This is a genomic window from Paraburkholderia antibiotica (genome assembly GCF_012927125.1).
Taxonomy (GTDB): Bacteria; Pseudomonadota; Gammaproteobacteria; order Burkholderiales; family Burkholderiaceae; genus Paraburkholderia; species Paraburkholderia antibiotica.
The window spans coordinates 79894-95375 of sequence record NZ_JABBFZ010000021.1 but is presented as its reverse complement, the minus strand read 5'-3'; the positions used below and the strand labels follow the sequence as shown (position 1 = coordinate 95375).

Here is a 15482-nt window from a genome sequence, read left to right as displayed (position 1 = left end):
GATGAAGCTTCCATTCAGGCTCAACGGCGGCACGGTGCCGTACGGCACTTATGCCGCGATCGCGGTCGCCGCGTTTGCCGCTGCATTTGCGGCTGCGTTCGCGGTGGAATCGGCTGCATCGTCGGCGTTCGGCGGCGGCAAGCAAAGCGCGTTCGACGCACTGAACCGCTCGCGCCCGCTCGCCGCGCTCGGCTCAGAGCAGCAATGCGCGCGTTACTCCGGTTTGCCCGCGCGCTGGCGTGACGATCCGCAAGCCGGCATGGTGCATCTGCATGGCGGCGAGTTCGTGTTCGGCAGCAAGCTCGGCTACGAAGACGAACGTCCGGCCGGCGACGGCAAGACCCGCGTCGCCGGCTTCTGGATCGATCAGACCGACGTCACGAATGCGCAATTCGCGGCGTTCGTGAAAGCCACCGGTTATATCAGCGATGCCGAGCGCCAGGGCGGCGCCGTCGTGTTCCATACGCCGACGCGCGAAGAAATGAACGCTCGCGATCTCGCGTGGTGGAGCTGGGTCAAGGGCGCCGCGTGGAATCATCCGCGCGGCCCCGGCAGCACGCTCGACGGACGCATGAACCAGCCTGTGACGCTGGTCACGCAGGCCGACGCCTTCGCCTACGCACATTGGCTCGGCCGCGATCTGCCGACCGAGGCCGAATGGGAATACGCGGGCAAGGCCGGCCGCGACGGCGCGGATCTCGACACCGCGCCGCGCGACGCGCACGGCAAGCCGAGCGCGAACTACTGGCAGGGCGTGTTTCCGGTGCTCGACACCGCCGAGGACGGTCACGCTGGACTTTCGCCGGTCGGCTGCTATGCGGCGAACGATTTCAGGCTCTACGACATGATCGGCAATGCGTGGCAATGGACGCGGGACGTCTATGCCGGCCCGCATCAGTCGCATACGAACGGCGATACGTCGGCCGTCGCGCCGCTCGGTCATCGGCACGATACGCCGATGGTCATCAAGGGCGGCTCGTTCCTGTGCTCGCGCGACTATTGCGTCCGGTATCGCGCGGCGTCGCGCGAACAGCAGGAAGCGGACTTGCCTGCGTCGCACATCGGCTTTCGCACCGTTCTGAGGGATGCGTCATGAAACGACATCACGGTGCACGGTTTGCTGGGCTCGGGTTAAGTCTCGCGTTGCTGGCCGCTGTATGTCAGGCCGCGCCGCACACCATCAAAGTCGGCGTCACACCCGGCGCGCAAGCCGAGATCATGAACGAGGTGCGCCGCGTCGCCGCGAGCGAGGGCCTTGCGCTCGACGTCGTCGTATTCGATCACACCTCGCGCATCGACGCCGCGCTCGCGGCGAAGCAGATCGACGTGGCGAGCTTCGAAAGCAAACCCGCGCTCGACGCGCAACGCCAGCGGCACGGCTATGCGCTGACGAGCGTGGCGACGACCGTCACGTTTCCGGTCGCGCTGTATTCGCGCAAGCTGACCAATCTCGCGCAATTGCAGCGCGGCGCGACGATTGCGATTCCCGACGATCGCGACGGCATCGCCCGCGCGCTGATTTTGCTGCAGAACGAAACGCTGCTGACGTTCAGGGACAGCGCCGGCCTGCACGCGACGCTCGCCGACATCACCAGCAACCGGCTCGGTCTGAAGATTCGCGCGGTGCCGCGCGCGCGTTTGTACGACACGCTGAACAGCGTCGCGTTTGCGGTAATCGATAGCGACAGCGCCGCGCGCGCGGGTCTCCATCCGGCGCGCGACAGTCTCAGTCTCGAAGATGCACGGGCGCCGTACGCGAACGTGCTGACGGTGCGCGACAGCGATCGCGGCAACGCGTGGGTCGGGCAGCTGATTACCGCCTATCACTCGAGCGATGTCGCGCACTTCATCCTCACGCGCTATCAGGACTCGGTGCGCCGGCCGTGGTGAAGACGTTTTCATTTTCGTGCTCCGCGTGCGGCCAATGCTGCAACAGCCCGCCGTCGATGACGCTCGCGGAATTGTTCCGTCATCGCGACCGGTTTATCGGCTGCATTGCGATCGGGCGAGTCCCGCGACGGCGGCCCGGCGAACGCGTGCGCGTCGGCCGGCATGAAGCGGTGCTCGATGAGGCCGATTGCGCGGCATTCGAAGAGATCGCCGATGCGTTGCTGTACCGCGCGGGCGAGACCTTCAGCATCGTCGCGCAAGGTTACGACTATCCATCGCTCGCGCGCTGCCCTGCTCTCGCCGATGACGGACGCTGCGCGATCCATCTTCACGGCAAGCCACTCACGTGTGAAGTCGTACCGCTCGATCCGCTCGTGCCGGATCGTTTGCAGCACCTAGTATTGGCGGAACGCAGTCAGAGCGCCGTCTACGTCGGCAGCGCATGCATTCAGGAAGGTCCGCGTGCCGACGCGACGTTGCTGGTGGACGAAGGCTGCATTGCTGACGTAAAAGCGCAAGCGGCGCTCACGCGCCGTCGTCGCGCACTCGAACAGGAACGCGCGGTGTGGGCACAAGCCGTGTTCGATGCGTTGCGCGCGGATCTGTTCGACTCGCCCGCCGCGCTCGCGCGCATTCCCGCCGGCGGCTTTCTGACGATCTCGCTGGTGCCCGCGCTGCTGACGGTCGCGGCGGCTTCGACGCTTTGCCGCACGCTATGCATCGACTATGTCGACAGTCAGCTCGCACTGATCGAACGCAGCATTGCGCAGGCCCTCACGCGACGACGCCTCGACGATCGTCCGGTTACACAGCAGTTGCGCGGTTTCGCCAACGCGTATCGGCATGCGAGGACGCGGTTGGTCGAAGCAGCGAATGTCGAGGCCGACCGCGATGCTTTCCCCTCTCGCCCCGAAGTCGAAGCGTATCTAGCCAGTCCCGCAGGCAACCCCGCTCACTGATCCACCGCCGCGCCAACGCGCTCGCTATTTTCCCGCACGATCCTGTCGATCAACGCATCCGCATTGCGCGGCAAGCTCGGCCGGTTCCAGCGAAATCACGATCGGCACCCGTTGCACGACCTTGATCCAGTTGCCGGCCGCGTTCTGCGACGGCAGCATCGAAAACGCGCTACCCGTGCCCGCCGAAAATCCCTCCACGCGCCCGTGATATACGACTTGCGGCCCATAATCGCCGCCCGATGATGGAAGCGTGAGCGGCGCATGTCTTGTCGCTGTAATTGTTCTGGTCACACCAATGAAAAGGTCCGCCAAAACGAGGCTATCCTTACATAGTGGAATTGACTCAGTCACGCCTTAACGCACATCGAAGACAAGCGCTACTGCCCCGTACAACACTTGTTAGGACAATCCGGCTCAAACGATATTTCAACTCGCCGTCCGTTTTCAACATCGTTCTTCGAGTAGATGCGTGAACTTGTCTTTAACGTTCCACGCAAGAAGCCAAGTTGATCTAGCATTGCCTTACCCGCTGCCAGGCGAGCCTGGGCTAACTGCGCCGGATTCTGTTCGTTTTCCTCGGCATGCCCGCTTACCAGCATTGTTTCTTTAGTCTTATGATTTGCATAGGTAATCTTTTGATCGACTACCCAGTTGGCAAGCCGTAAAATTTCATCAGTGGGAATAATCGCGCTATTTGGTGGAAAGTAAATATCGAAATTCTCTCCAGGCATACATGCGAAAACATGCCCCGACATCAGGACCAAAAGGATGACATAGAGTTTACGCATTGTAGATAACATATCCTGCGATGCTATCAGCGTTATTGATGGCCTGTTCGGGGTTTGTCCCCCCCCCACGAAAGGCACTCATCCATGAAGTATTTCCAATCCTTGGTTCCCATGGTGTCCTGAAAATGACTTACCTCATGAATGAGCGTAGAAACAACTGAATCCTTGTCCCATGAGAAATCACGCATTGAACAAAAATCCAGTTGAATGGCGATCGTGTGCGTTCTGGTGTCTGGCGCGCATACTTCGGCAACTACACCGGATTTTACGGGGTTAGGTACGCATCCCAGGTATCTTGCCGTCTCAGGTTCCCATCGGACGAAATTCTCACCGGTCAGTCCTCGTAACACGCGAGCAATTGATGTTAGGCCACTCACCAGGCGGCTTCTTGCTGACTCGTCGCAATAGCCAAACCATGCTCGTACCCGTTCCTGATCCGATGCGGACCAGCGTGCCAAGTCCTTTAAACGAATCTCAACATAACCAACAGCACGGTCTCGATGCTTCAGAATCATGTCGCGAAAATCTTTGTTTGACATATTCGGGCATATCTTGTCCGTGTTGATCGTGACATCGACCATTGACCCTGGATTTGTATTAGTCACTGCCCCCGAATGAACCAGGAACCACTCTTCATTTTCCTTGACCTGAAGCCCGTATTTATTTTTGTCGCGAAAGCCATCCATTCCAGACCGCTCCTTAGATGTAAATTTTCAGACCCGCCGCAGCGTGGCTCCGTACACGCAGCGTCCTTCCTGCCGCATCCGTGGTGCCGGTAATAAACTTTCCGTCGCCTGTGTCGATCCGGTAACGGACGTTTGCGAGCGCGCGCCCGCTGTGGTCTTTCAGTCTGAACTGTTCATCGAAACGCTTCTGTGCGCGTCCGCGACAACTGCACGCCCATGCGTAACCCAGGGCTTCGGCCATCGCGTAACCGGTTGGCAGCGAGCGCACCCGGTCAAACGGAAAGAACTCGCCGGTTTCGACGTTCAAGGCTTGTGCCGACGGCATCGGCGAAAAGTTGGAATAGATCGAATAGGTAGTGCGACAAAGCAGGCACTCTTCCTGGATCGAATAGTTCGCCCCACTGCTTTCCTGTTTCAATCTCTCCATGGGACTCCTTAATTTTTTCTGGTGATATGTGGGAAATTAACCATCGGAGCGGTCACGGTCAAACACTTTAAATCGGGATAATCCGACTTTGACAACTATTTACATAGTCGTCTGATTATTCGAAGCGCGAAGTGATTTCTCGCCTTACTACTCACTCGGCGTAACCCGTTGTCAGGGCATACGGCCGTGCTGACAGATCTTCAGGTTGAGTGGGACGTGAGCGACGGCGCGATAAACAACGGCAGGGGCAGCGCGGTCCCGTTCGGCTACGTCGCCGCGCGCAACGGCGAGCGCCATTGCCGTGATTTTTGCGAAGCTGGTTGTCTGCCCGTGAGCATCGCGCAGGCCCTCACGCGACGACGCCTCGACGATCGTCCGGTCACACAGCAGTTGCGCGGTTTCGCCAACGCGTATCTGCATGCGAGGACGCGGCTAGTCGAAGCAGCGAACGTCGAGGCCGACCGCGACGCTTTCCCCTCTCGCCCCGAAGTCGAAGCGTACCTGGCCAGCCCCGCAGCCAACCCCGCTCACTGATCCGCCGCCGCGCCAACGCGCTCGCTATTTTCCCGCACGATCCTGTCGATCAACGCATCCGCATTGCGCGACACGTCGTCGTGCACGCGGGTGCTCAGCGCGCTCACCGACGTATCGTTGCCGATCAGATGCCCGCCGCGCTCATGCGTATCCACCGACGCCTGCATCGACAACCCGAGCCGCAGCGGATGCGCGGCAAGCTCGGCCGCCTCCAGCGAAATCACGATCGGCACCCGCTGCACGACCTTGATCCAGTTGCCAGCGGCGTTCTGCGACGGCAGCATCGAAAACGCGCTACCTGTGCCCGCCGAAAATCCTTCCACGCGCCCGTGATACACGACCTGCGAGCCGTATACATCCGACACGAGCTTCACCGGCTGACCGACCCGCATGTTGCGAATCTGCCCTTCCTTGAAGTTCGCTTCGACCCACAGCCGCTCGAGCGGAACGATCGACATCAGCGTAACGCCTGGCCCGACCTGCTGACCGACCTGCACCGACTTCTGTCCGACCGTGCCGTCGATCGGCGCGATCACCGTCGTGCGTTGCAGGTTCCGGTACGCGAGCCGCAATTGCGCGGCCGCCTGCAACACCGGCGGACTCGTTTCGATCGACGACTTGCCGCCGAGCGCGCGCGCTGCATCGAGCTGCACCTGCGCGGACGCGAGATTCGCCTGCGCGACCGCAACCGCTTCCTTCGCGCGCGCCAGTTCTTCCGGCGACACCACTTCGACCGACGCATGATCGCGCGCGGCCAATGCGCGTTGCGCGAGCGCGAGTTCGGCGCGGCGCGCGTCGATCGACTGCACGTACAGCTTGCGCGAGATCGTTGCATTCGCGACCTGCCGCACCGCCGAGGTCAGCTGCGCGCGCGCCTGCGCGAACGCGGCCGACGCTTCCGCATCGTCGAGTTTGACGAGCGGCTGACCGGCGCGCACCTGGCGCGTGTTGTCGACGAGAATATCGGTGACGGTGCCCGGAATCTGCGCGGCGATCTGCACGATATTGCCGGCCACGTATGCGTCGTCGGTCTCCTCGAAGAAGCGCGCGCTGAAGCTCCAGTAGCCGAGCCACGCGACGCCGGCGAGCGCGGCCACGCCGAGGAAAATCGCAAAACGCCGCCGCCGTGTCGCGCGCTTCGCGTGTAGCGCGGCATCGTCCTCCGCGCGCGGCGTGTGGCCCTGGTCCTGGGTCCAGCCGGCCGCCTGCTGTGCCTGTTTATCGTTGTGCATTCAGTCGAAGTGCGAATCCATGAGGCGTGCGTGGGAGAAAAGCGTGGTCGGCGCATGCACGATCGGCGCACCGTCCAGCTTGTGTTCGTCGAAGCCGCCGCCGAGCGCGCCGATCAGCGCGACCTGCAACAGCATGCGGCGGCCTTGCAGATCAGCCTGCTGCGCGCGTTCGTCGAGCAGCGACAGGTCGGCGAGCATCACGTCCTTCTGCATGCCGATGCCGCGTCGATGCCGCTCGCGCGCAATCGCGACGATGCGCGTGGCCGAATCGACCGCGCGGTTCTGTTCGTCCGACAGACGCTCGACCGTGCGCAACGAAGTCAGTTGACGCGCGACGTCGCCGAGCGCTTCGTCGACGGTCTTGTTGTAGAGGCCCACCGCCGCGTCGACACTTGCATAGTCGCCATGCAGCTGCGCGCGCAGGCGGGTGCGATCGAAGATCGGCAGCGAAATCGCCGGGCCCACCGAGCCGGTCAAGGCCGCGCGCGAAAACAGCGCGGCCGGCGTCAGCGCGGTGAGGCCCGCGAACGCCGCGAGATTCACGTCGGGATAGAACTGCGCGCGCGTGGCGTCGACATGGCTGAGCGCCGCTTCAGCGCGCAAACGCGCGGCGACGATGTCGGGCCGGCGGCCCATCAGATCCACCGGCAATTGCGCGGGCAGCGGCGCATCGGCGGTCGCCGCCAGTTGCGGACGATGCAGCGCGAGGCCGCGCTCCGGACCGCGCCCGCTGAGCACACCGATCTGCAGTTCGGCGAGCTGGATGCGCTCTTCATTGAGCGCCTGCTGCGACGTGAGACGGCTGCGCTTGAGCGCGGCGTCGGCCGCGTCGTAGGCGTTGTCGATGCCGCGCGCGCTGCGCTCGCGCAGGACCGCGTCGATCTGCTGCGCCGACTGCTGCTTTTGCTGCAGGATCGCCTGCTGCGCAAACGCGCGGTCGAGTTCGCAATACATCGTGACCAGTGCAACCGTCAGCGTGAGGCGCGCCTGTTCGGCATCGATACGCGCCGCGTCGCGCGACGACAGCAGGCTGCGCGTCAACGCCGCATTCTTGCCCCACAGATCGAGCTGATAGCTGAGCCCCGCCATCAGTGCGGACGGCGACACGACCGGATCGTCGAACAACTGCACCGGAAACTGCTGACCGGCGACCGACACGTTCGCGACGTTATCCGGCTGCGGCAAGCGGGCCTTGTTCACCGACGCGAGCGCCGTGCCGTTCAATCCGGATAACGAAGCAAACTGTTCGAGCTGCGCTTGCGCGGCACCGACCCGCGCCTTCGCGATCTGCAGATCGGGGTTGTGCTGCAACGTCTCGGCCACCAGTCGATCGAGCTGCGGATCGCCATAGCGCTTGACCCAATCGGGCGCGGGCCATGCGCCGTTCGCATCGGGGCCGACGGTGGTCGCGAGCGTGTCGGCGGTGGGTTGCAGCGGTTCGACGCGCGCATGCAGACCGGCATCGCTGACGCAGCCGGTCAGTGCCGCCGAGATGACGATCAGCTGCAACGCATGTCGCGTGAGAAATCGCATGGTGGATAGCTTCATGAATGATGCGGATGTGGCGTGGCGGGCGGGCTTGCCGCAGCGGCCTTCGCTGCCTGTGCGCGCGCCGCTTTCGCGGCAAGCCGAGGCCGGGTGTGTTCGAGCGGCCCCATGCGGCGGAATAGTCCATCGATCACCCCGAGCGCGATCGCCTGCAGTTTCGCGAGCTTGTCCTGTTCGGCGAGCACGATCTGCGCGATCTGCCACAGCGTCAACAGGTTCGGCACGAACGCGACCGGCACGCGCGGTCCATATTGCAGCGCGAGTTGCATCGCGTTGCGCGCGCTGTAATAGCGGCGAAAGCCGGGATGATTCATCGTCGTCAGTTCGAAACCGCCGAAGCGGTGGCGGCGCCGCGAGCCGATCCGATGCAGGAGCACGAGCGACGGCACGACATACACCGGCACGTTGCGCAGCAATGCGCGCAGGCAGTACTCGGTATCGACGTGATCGATAAACAGCGCTTCGTCGAAGCGGCCGAGTTGCGCGAACGCATCGCGGGAGATCACGCAGCCCGACGAAATCAGAAACGCGCAGCGTTGCGGCGGATCGTCGGCATTCAGCGACAGCCGCTTGACCGCGAGGCCGCTCGTCATCAGTTCCGGTAGAAAGCGTTGGTCGTTTTCGTCGAAGATACGCGGGCCCATCAGAAACGGCCGGTGCTCCAGCAGCGCGCACTGCTCGCGCATCGTGTCGAAATAGCCAGCCGGCGCGGTCGAATCCTGATCGAACAGCGCGACCGCGTCGGCGCCATCGCCATACAGACGCAGCAGCCCGCTATTGAATGCGCCGGCAATACCATGGCGATTGCCGTGATGCAGCAGCGCGATGCCCGCGTCGCCGCACACCTGAGCGGCACGCGGATCGGGCTGCGGCGAGTTGTCGACCACGAGCAGACGGTCGCAACTCGCGCGCATCTGCACTGCGCGCGCGAGTTGCGTATCGCTCGGATGAAACAGCACGACCAGCGCGGCGAGAGTCGTCATCGTGATCTCCTAGTGACCGATCGTCATGGCCGCGCCGCGCTTCGGGCTGGTCAGCCACATCATCGCCGCGAGCGCGAGACAGGTAAGGCTCGCCATGTAGAACATGTCGCCGGTCGCCATCATGTAAGCCTGCTGCTGCACGATGTGATGCAGGCTCGTGACCTCGCGCGCGCCGTCGATGCCGAAGCCGTGCAGCTTCTGCACGAACTGCTGGGTATTGCCCGACGATTTCGTCACCGACTGCGCGATCACGTCGTAGTGAAACAGCGCGCGGTTGTCCCACAACGTAACGCTCATCGCGGTGCCGAACGCGGCCGACAACGTGCGCAGGAAGTTCGACAGACTCGATGCGGCGGCGAGCTTGTGATCGGGCACGCGCGACAGCGTCGCGGCGGTCAGCGGAATGAAAAAGCACGGCAGGCCGATGCCCTGGATCAGCCCGGGCGTGATGATCTGCACGAAGGTCATGGTCAGCGTGAAGTGCGCGTTCCACCACAGCACGGCCGCGAACACCAGAAAGCCGAAGGTCGCGAGCACGCGTGCGTCGAAACGTGGCGCGTAGATGCCGACCAGTATCGAGAACACCAGCGCGAGAATGCCGAGCGGCGCGGTCGCCAGTCCCGCGTGATAGGCGGTGTAACCCATCACGGCTTGCAACCACAGCGGGAACACCACGCCGACAACCGAGAAGCTCATCATGCCGAGCGAGATGATCAGCACACAGAACGAAAACGTGCGATCGCGAAACAGGCTCAGATCGATCACCGGATGCGACTCGCCCGCTTCCCAGATCAGCAGCGACACGATCGACAATGCGGCGACGATCGACAATGTCAGGATCAGCGGCGAGTCGAACCAGCCATGCTCATGACCGAGATCGAGCACGATCTGCAGCGAGCCCACGCCGAGCACCAGCAGCGCGATACCCAGCAGATCGACGCGTGAGGTGGCGTTGCCTGCCTCGTGCGCTGCGGGTTCGTCACAGCGCAGCAGCGACGTGCAGACGGAGAACGCAAAGATCCCGATCGGCAGATTGATCAGGAAGATCCATGGCCACGAGAAGTTGTCGATGATCCAGCCGCCGACGACCGGCCCGAAAATCGGTGCGAGCAACACGGTCATCGCCCACAAAGCGAGTGCGACGACGCGGCGTTCAGGCGGAAAACTGCGCAATAGAATGGTCTGCGAGAGCGGCACCATCGGCCCGGAAAAGAGCCCCTGCAACGCGCGGCACACCACCAGCAGATGGAAGTCGTGCGACATCCCGCAGAGCAGCGACGTCGACGTGAACAGGATCACGGCGGCGAGAAAGAGCCGCGTTTCGCCGAGTCGCTGCGCGAGCCAACCGGTCAACGGCACCGCGATCGCCGCAGCGACCGAGTACGAACTGATGACCCACGTGCCCTGGCTATTCGATACGCCGAGGCTGCCGGAGATCGCCGGCACCGCGACGTTCGTCACGGTCGAGTCGAGCACCTCGATAAACGTCGCGAGCGACAGCGCGAAAGTCAGCAACGCGAGGCGCACGCCCCGCATGCTGTCGTTCGTAGCTAACGATGCGGCGACACGCGCGTCGTCCTTTGGCGCGTGCGCGTTGTCGGGCAAAGGCGTCGTCGCGCTCATGCGCCGTGCCCGCCCGCGACCAGCACCAGCGACGGTGCGCGGCCACCTGCCGCCGCACGCGCGGGGCCACCCATGAAGCTCTCGATATAGCGCGCCGCGGCATCGCAACCGTCGGGCGCGGTCGCCAGCCGGTCCTGCATGCGACCGCACTGCGTCGCGATCGACGGCGATGCGAGCACCTGCTTCAACGCGCGCGTCAAGGCTTGCGCGTGCAGCGGCGCATCGAGTCGAACCCCGCAACCGCTCGCGGCGATACGCTGCGCGTTGTCGAACTGATCGTGCGCGAACGGCGTCACGACTTGCGGAATCCCCGCAGCGTACGCGAGCGCCGCCGTGCCGATGCCGCCGTGATGCACGAGCGCGCGACAACGCGGCAGCAGCGTGCGCATCGGGACATAGCGGCGCGTGAGCAGCGCGATGTTCTCATCTGATGACTTTGTTGGCTCCGCTGTTGGCACGTGCGCGTCCGGCGTCAACAGAATGCCGCGCAGCCCGCTATCGCGCAGCACCGCGCGCACCGTTTGCGCGTAACGTGCATGGTCGGTCAGCGTGGAACCGGCCGTGAACACGACGGGCCGCTCGCCGGACGCGAGAAACGCTTCGAGTTGCGGGTCGGCTTCCTGCGGCTGCGCTTCGTTGAACAACGGAAAGCCGCTCATCCGATGCGGTTCGGGCCAATCCGGCTGGGGCTGCGCAAACCAGTCGGGAAACAGGCACAGCACGCCATCGGTCGAATGCAGCCATTTTCCGAAAATGCGCGTGGCTGTCGGCAAACCCAGTTCCGTGCGCAACGTATTGAGCTCGGGACCGCACACCTTGTCGAGCACCTGACGCTCGATCAAACGCATCACGCCGGTCTTCACGCCGAGCGGCAACCAGCGCGGAATTGTCAGGCGCGGATGCGTGGGCGGCGCATGCGCGGACAGCAGCGTCGACGGAGACACCTGCACCGACACGAGCGGCACGCCATGCAGCTCCTGCATCAGCCGCGCGGAAAACGCCCACAGGCTGCCGACCAGCACGGTGTCGGCAGTGGTCAGCGCGGCGAGCGTGTCGAAATGCGGCCGCAATGTGGGCGCGATCACCGCCCACAAGGTGCGAAACGACGTGCGCGGATTCCATAGCGCCGGGTTCGCCATCGCGGCGGCGTATTCGTCGGCGGTGCCGATCGCTTCGAACGCGAAACCCTGTCTCAGCGCGGCGGCCTCGAACGGCGGATGGCTGCAGAACACGATCTCGTGCCCGCGCGACGCCAGCGCCGCGCCAATGCCGAGCAGCGGATGAACGTCGCCCGCCGAGCCGATCGCGGTAATGACGATTCTCGTCATGCCGCGCTCAGAAGAGCCCCGGAATCAGCGCGGCGACATCGCGGCGATACTGCGCGTAAGCGCCGCCGAAATAGCCGCTCAACCAGCTTTCTTCCACCCGCACCTTGTACGCGAGCGACGCGAAGATCAGCACGAGGCCGACCGCGCCGCGCCATTGCGCGCCGATCAGCACCGCGCCGAGCAACGCGAGCAGGCAACCGGTATAGATAGGATGGCGAACCAGTCCGTAAGGTCCGCTGCGCACCAGTTCATGCCCTTCCTTCAGCGTCACCGACACGCTCCAGTTGGTGCCGAGATGCAGTCTGGCCCACACGGAAAAGCCCAGACCCGCGAGCAGGACCGCGAAGCCACCCCACTGCAGCGCGCCGAGCGACTGCGCATCGAAACGCCATGCGCTGGCGGCGAACTCGGGCAGGACGATCAACGCACCACCGACGATCAGCGGAATCGACTGGATCGTGCGCGAAAACGACGCTTCCTTGCGCGCGATCGCCTTGACCTGTTTGGAGGTCGCGATCCAGTACAGCAGCCAGACAGTCCATGGCACGACGATGGCGAGGCTCTGAGCGATATTCACGGTAGTTCGACCTGTTGGAAAGAGTAATCGGCGGCGGCTTGCAGCGCGGCATTCGACACGTTCGCGCTGGCGGCGGCGTCGGCCGCGGCTTGCTTCGGCAGAATGGGTGAGCGGGTGGCGAGCGCGTCGAAACAGTCGAGCGCGCGATTGCCCGCTTGCGCCGACGCGGGTCCGAAGTAATCGAGGATTTGCGCGCGGACCTGACGCAGCGCGGCCTTGCCTTCGAGATCGAGGAAATGGCCTGCCTCGCCGATCGTCGAAAACTCCGCGTCCTGCAGATGCGCGGCGAGCGAGCGGACGTCGGCCGGCGTCGTGTATTCGTCGCGCTCGCCGTTGAGGAACTTCAGCCCGCACGCGATGTTGCGAAACTCGTGCAGATAATCCTCCGGGCGGATCGCCAGAATCTGCTCGACGTGAAACGCCACCTGCTCCTGCTCTTCGCGCGGCAGCGTCGCCAGATAACGGAAGTTGTATAGCTTCATGATGCGCGGCAGATGCTTGCCGACCGTATCGTTCAGCAATTGCGCGGCTTTCAGGTTCTCGCCGGCACCGATATAGTCGCGCGCGGAGCTCACGTAGGCCGTCATCGCCGCGTTCAGGCGCGGCGAGAACGACGCGATCACCGCGCGGCGCACGCTCGTACGCGCCCGCGACAGCGCAAGCAGCGACGCCACCCCGCCCCACGACACCGACAGCAGGAAGGCCGGCTCGAATAAGCCGATTAAATACAGCAGAATGTCGACTTCATCGTCTTTAGTCAGAATGAAGCCGGATTTATTATGCGACTTAGATTGCCCGGCGTAAGGCAAATCGAAGCAGATCGCGTTATAGCGTTCACCGAGATATTTGATGGTCTGACCGAATGACGCGGTTGTAGCCAGCGCCCCATTGATCAGAATGACGCTTTCGAAAGCCGGGTTGAATACGTGGCGTTCAACGTAGACTTTCAGGCCCGCGGGAAGCGGAACAACGAGTTTTTCGATGGGCATGGCGTATTCGCTTGCACTTGCGCAACGCAAATGCGTACCGATACCGCGCCCGCGCAAACGGACGCCATGCGGCCGTACTACCGCGAATCAGGCCCATACGATCTGCCTGCGCGAGGCAAATCCGATCCGCGACGACCGCTACGACATCGAAGCGCATCACTCGTATGATGCGTATCGGCTCGATATGCGTAACCCATGAGGTTATGCCCCAGAACCGTGCTTGCGATGCCTCGTTGTAATGTCTTTATATTAACTTACCGAATCTTTCTGAAGGATCGACTGAATAAACAATACGCATATTTCAGCACGACAGTCTGACGAAAATGCATGAACACCAGATGTCAATATACGTCAGCCAAATTATTTTTATAAATAATTTTCTAACGGATTTCTTATGAAATCCAATGCATGCGTAATGCAATCGGCTGACGTCAAGGGCGCCATTTTACGGCTTCAAAGCTGCGTGTCTAGTAGCCGCACGAACTTTTCGAGGAGCTTCTCTGTCGGCGAACGATGCGTCCATGTGCCGAGCGTGATGCGCTTCGATCTGGCGATGTCGTCGGCGAACACGGCGGTCTGTTGCTTCGCGAAGTCGCGGTCGTAGATGTTCAGGTTCGCTTCGTCGTTGAGTTTGAACGAGCGGCTATCGAAGTTGGTCGAGCCGACCGAAACCAGGTATTCGTCGACCACCAGCAATTTGCAGTGGAACATCGTCGGCTGATATTCGTAGATCTCGACCCCCGCTTTAAGCAGATCTCCCCAGCATGCGCGCGATGCCTCGCGCACCGTGTGCGTGTCGATGCGTTTGCCCGGCGTGATGATCTGGACTTTTACGCCACGCTTCGCGGCTTCGACGATCGCATTGATGGTCAGCTTGTCGGGCACGAAATAGGCACTCGCGAGATGCAGGCTGTGCGTGGCCGCGGTGATCGCCATCAGATACATCAATTGCATATCGTCGCTGCCGCCCGACGGCGAGCTGCTGAACATATGCGCGAGACCCTCGCCTTCTCCTTTCGCTTCGGCATCGATAGGCGGAAAGTACGCGGGACCATGCAGCACATTGCCAGTCGCCTTGATCCAGTTATCCATGAACACGGCCTGCATATGGCCGACCACCGGACCCGTGACGCGAAAATGGGTATCGCGCCAATGCTTTTCGTCCTGCGCATTGCCGGTCCATTCCGGCGCAATGCCAACGCCGCCGGTAAAGCCGATACGCCCGTCGATCACGAGGAGCTTGCGGTGCGTGCGATCGTTCATGCGGCCGAGACCGGTCCAATGCGGCTTGTGATACTTGACCACTTCCGCGCCGGCGTCGCGCAGCAGGTCCAGATAGCGTCGGTCCATTTTCGACGAGCCGACCCAGTCGAGCAGAATATGCACGGCGACGCCCTCGCGCGCCTTATCGGCGAGTGCGTGGGCAATCTGTTCGCCGATTTCTCCAGACCAGTAAATGAACGTTTCAAACGTGATGGTTTGACGCGCCGCGCGAATGCCCTCGAGCATCGACGGGAAAATGCGATCGCCGTTGAGCAGCATGTCGAAGCGATTGCCCGCCATCACCGGCGGACCGAGTAGCAATCCCATCGAGCGCAGGAATTGCGGATCGTCACTTTGATAAAGACGCTCGATCTTGTGTTCGATCTTCTTCTCGCCGCTCGACAGATTGGCGATCACGAGAACGATCACGAGCGTTATAAACGCGGTCAGAACAATAGTCAGCATGCGTGGCCTCGATGCCGGGCGGCGAGCCTATCGACATGTCCCGCGCTCGGCGGACGTGCCCACATTCGTACCCGAATTTCGTTTTAGCCACAGTACGCACGACGCGTGCCCGTGACGGGACCGCGTCTTGCTAGAGGGTTTGCTATTGCGGCGTGTCTTTCTAATTCTTTCGCAGCCCGGTCGGGATTCA

14 protein-coding genes and 2 pseudogenes are annotated in these 15482 nt (G+C 62.6%); 4 read left to right on the top strand and 12 right to left on the bottom strand.

What is annotated here, in order from left to right; all coding sequences use genetic code 11:
- The first annotated feature begins 1 nt into the window (after position 1).
- The 3 genes from HHL14_RS26830 to HHL14_RS26820 are packed head-to-tail and all read left to right on the top strand — an operon-like array spanning position 2 to position 2849.
- Entirely contained in the window at positions 2 to 1096 is a 1095-nt protein-coding gene (locus tag HHL14_RS26830; protein ID WP_169500615.1) for a formylglycine-generating enzyme family protein, read from the top strand.
- Positions 1093 to 1890 carry a MetQ/NlpA family lipoprotein gene (locus HHL14_RS26825; protein ID WP_169500614.1) on the top strand — a complete coding sequence of 266 codons (798 nt, stop codon included), beginning with the start codon at positions 1093 to 1095 and terminating at the stop codon, positions 1888 to 1890. The genes HHL14_RS26830 and HHL14_RS26825 overlap by 4 nt, the downstream gene beginning before the upstream one ends.
- Positions 1884 to 2849: a hypothetical protein gene (locus tag HHL14_RS26820; protein WP_407945309.1), complete on the top strand. Its 966-nt coding sequence runs from the start codon at positions 1884 to 1886 to the stop codon at positions 2847 to 2849. Before HHL14_RS26825 ends, HHL14_RS26820 begins: the two co-directional genes overlap by 7 nt.
- Before the next feature lie 66 nt (positions 2850 to 2915).
- Here HHL14_RS26820 and HHL14_RS26815 read toward each other — a convergent pair.
- The 4 genes and pseudogenes from HHL14_RS26815 to HHL14_RS26800 form a co-directional block, all read right to left on the bottom strand.
- A pseudogene (locus tag HHL14_RS26815) lies at positions 2916 to 3077 on the bottom strand (HlyD family secretion protein); the annotation flags it as partial.
- 149 nt (positions 3078 to 3226) lie between these two features.
- Entirely contained in the window at positions 3227 to 3637 is a 411-nt protein-coding gene (locus HHL14_RS26810; RefSeq protein ID WP_169500612.1) for a hypothetical protein, read from the bottom strand.
- Between the two features lie 32 nt (positions 3638 to 3669).
- Positions 3670 to 4323 (bottom strand): M35 family metallo-endopeptidase, encoded by a 654-nt coding sequence (locus HHL14_RS26805; RefSeq protein ID WP_230413217.1) that lies wholly within the window; start codon positions 4321 to 4323, stop codon positions 3670 to 3672.
- A gap of 13 nt (positions 4324 to 4336) precedes the next feature.
- Positions 4337 to 4750 carry a hypothetical protein gene (locus HHL14_RS26800; protein WP_169500611.1) on the bottom strand — a complete coding sequence of 138 codons (414 nt, stop codon included), beginning with the start codon at positions 4748 to 4750 and terminating at the stop codon, positions 4337 to 4339.
- 216 nt (positions 4751 to 4966) lie between these two features.
- Here HHL14_RS26800 and HHL14_RS26795 point away from each other — a divergent pair, with 216 nt between their 5' ends.
- Positions 4967 to 5284, top strand: coding sequence for a hypothetical protein (locus HHL14_RS26795; RefSeq protein WP_169500610.1), 318 nt, complete (start codon positions 4967 to 4969; stop codon positions 5282 to 5284).
- Here the strand turns inward: HHL14_RS26795 and HHL14_RS26790 are convergent.
- The 8 genes and pseudogenes from HHL14_RS26790 to cls all read right to left on the bottom strand — a co-directional run bounded on the left by HHL14_RS26790 (position 5278) and on the right by cls (position 15292).
- Complete coding sequence (locus tag HHL14_RS26790) at positions 5278 to 6516, bottom strand: efflux RND transporter periplasmic adaptor subunit (RefSeq protein ID WP_169500609.1); 1239 nt, start codon at positions 6514 to 6516, stop codon at positions 5278 to 5280. The genes HHL14_RS26795 and HHL14_RS26790 overlap by 7 nt on opposite strands.
- Positions 6517 to 8049, bottom strand: coding sequence for an efflux transporter outer membrane subunit (locus tag HHL14_RS26785; protein WP_407945311.1), 1533 nt, complete (start codon positions 8047 to 8049; stop codon positions 6517 to 6519). It abuts the gene before it with no gap.
- Positions 8050 to 8060: 11 nt separating this feature from the next.
- On the bottom strand, positions 8061 to 9047 hold the full coding sequence (locus tag HHL14_RS26780) for a glycosyltransferase family 2 protein (protein ID WP_169500607.1): 987 nt from the start codon (positions 9045 to 9047) through the stop codon (positions 8061 to 8063).
- Between the two features lie 9 nt (positions 9048 to 9056).
- Entirely contained in the window at positions 9057 to 10670 is a 1614-nt protein-coding gene (locus HHL14_RS26775) for a DHA2 family efflux MFS transporter permease subunit (protein ID WP_169500606.1), read from the bottom strand.
- A complete protein-coding gene (locus HHL14_RS26770; protein ID WP_169500605.1) occupies positions 10667 to 11998 on the bottom strand; it encodes a glycosyltransferase in 1332 nt (443 codons plus the stop codon). Before HHL14_RS26770 ends, HHL14_RS26775 begins: the two co-directional genes overlap by 4 nt.
- Positions 11999 to 12005: 7 nt before the next feature.
- Positions 12006 to 12575: a methyltransferase family protein gene (locus HHL14_RS26765; RefSeq protein ID WP_169500604.1), complete on the bottom strand. Its 570-nt coding sequence runs from the start codon at positions 12573 to 12575 to the stop codon at positions 12006 to 12008.
- 152 nt (positions 12576 to 12727) lie between these two features.
- Positions 12728 to 13564, bottom strand: a pseudogene (locus HHL14_RS26760) (alpha/beta fold hydrolase); the annotation flags it as partial.
- A 453-nt stretch (positions 13565 to 14017) separates the two neighbouring features.
- The gene (gene cls, locus HHL14_RS26755) at positions 14018 to 15292 is read right to left on the bottom strand and encodes a cardiolipin synthase (protein WP_169500602.1); all 1275 of its coding nucleotides are present in this window, start codon (positions 15290 to 15292) and stop codon (positions 14018 to 14020) included.
- Positions 15293 to 15482 lie beyond the last annotated feature (190 nt).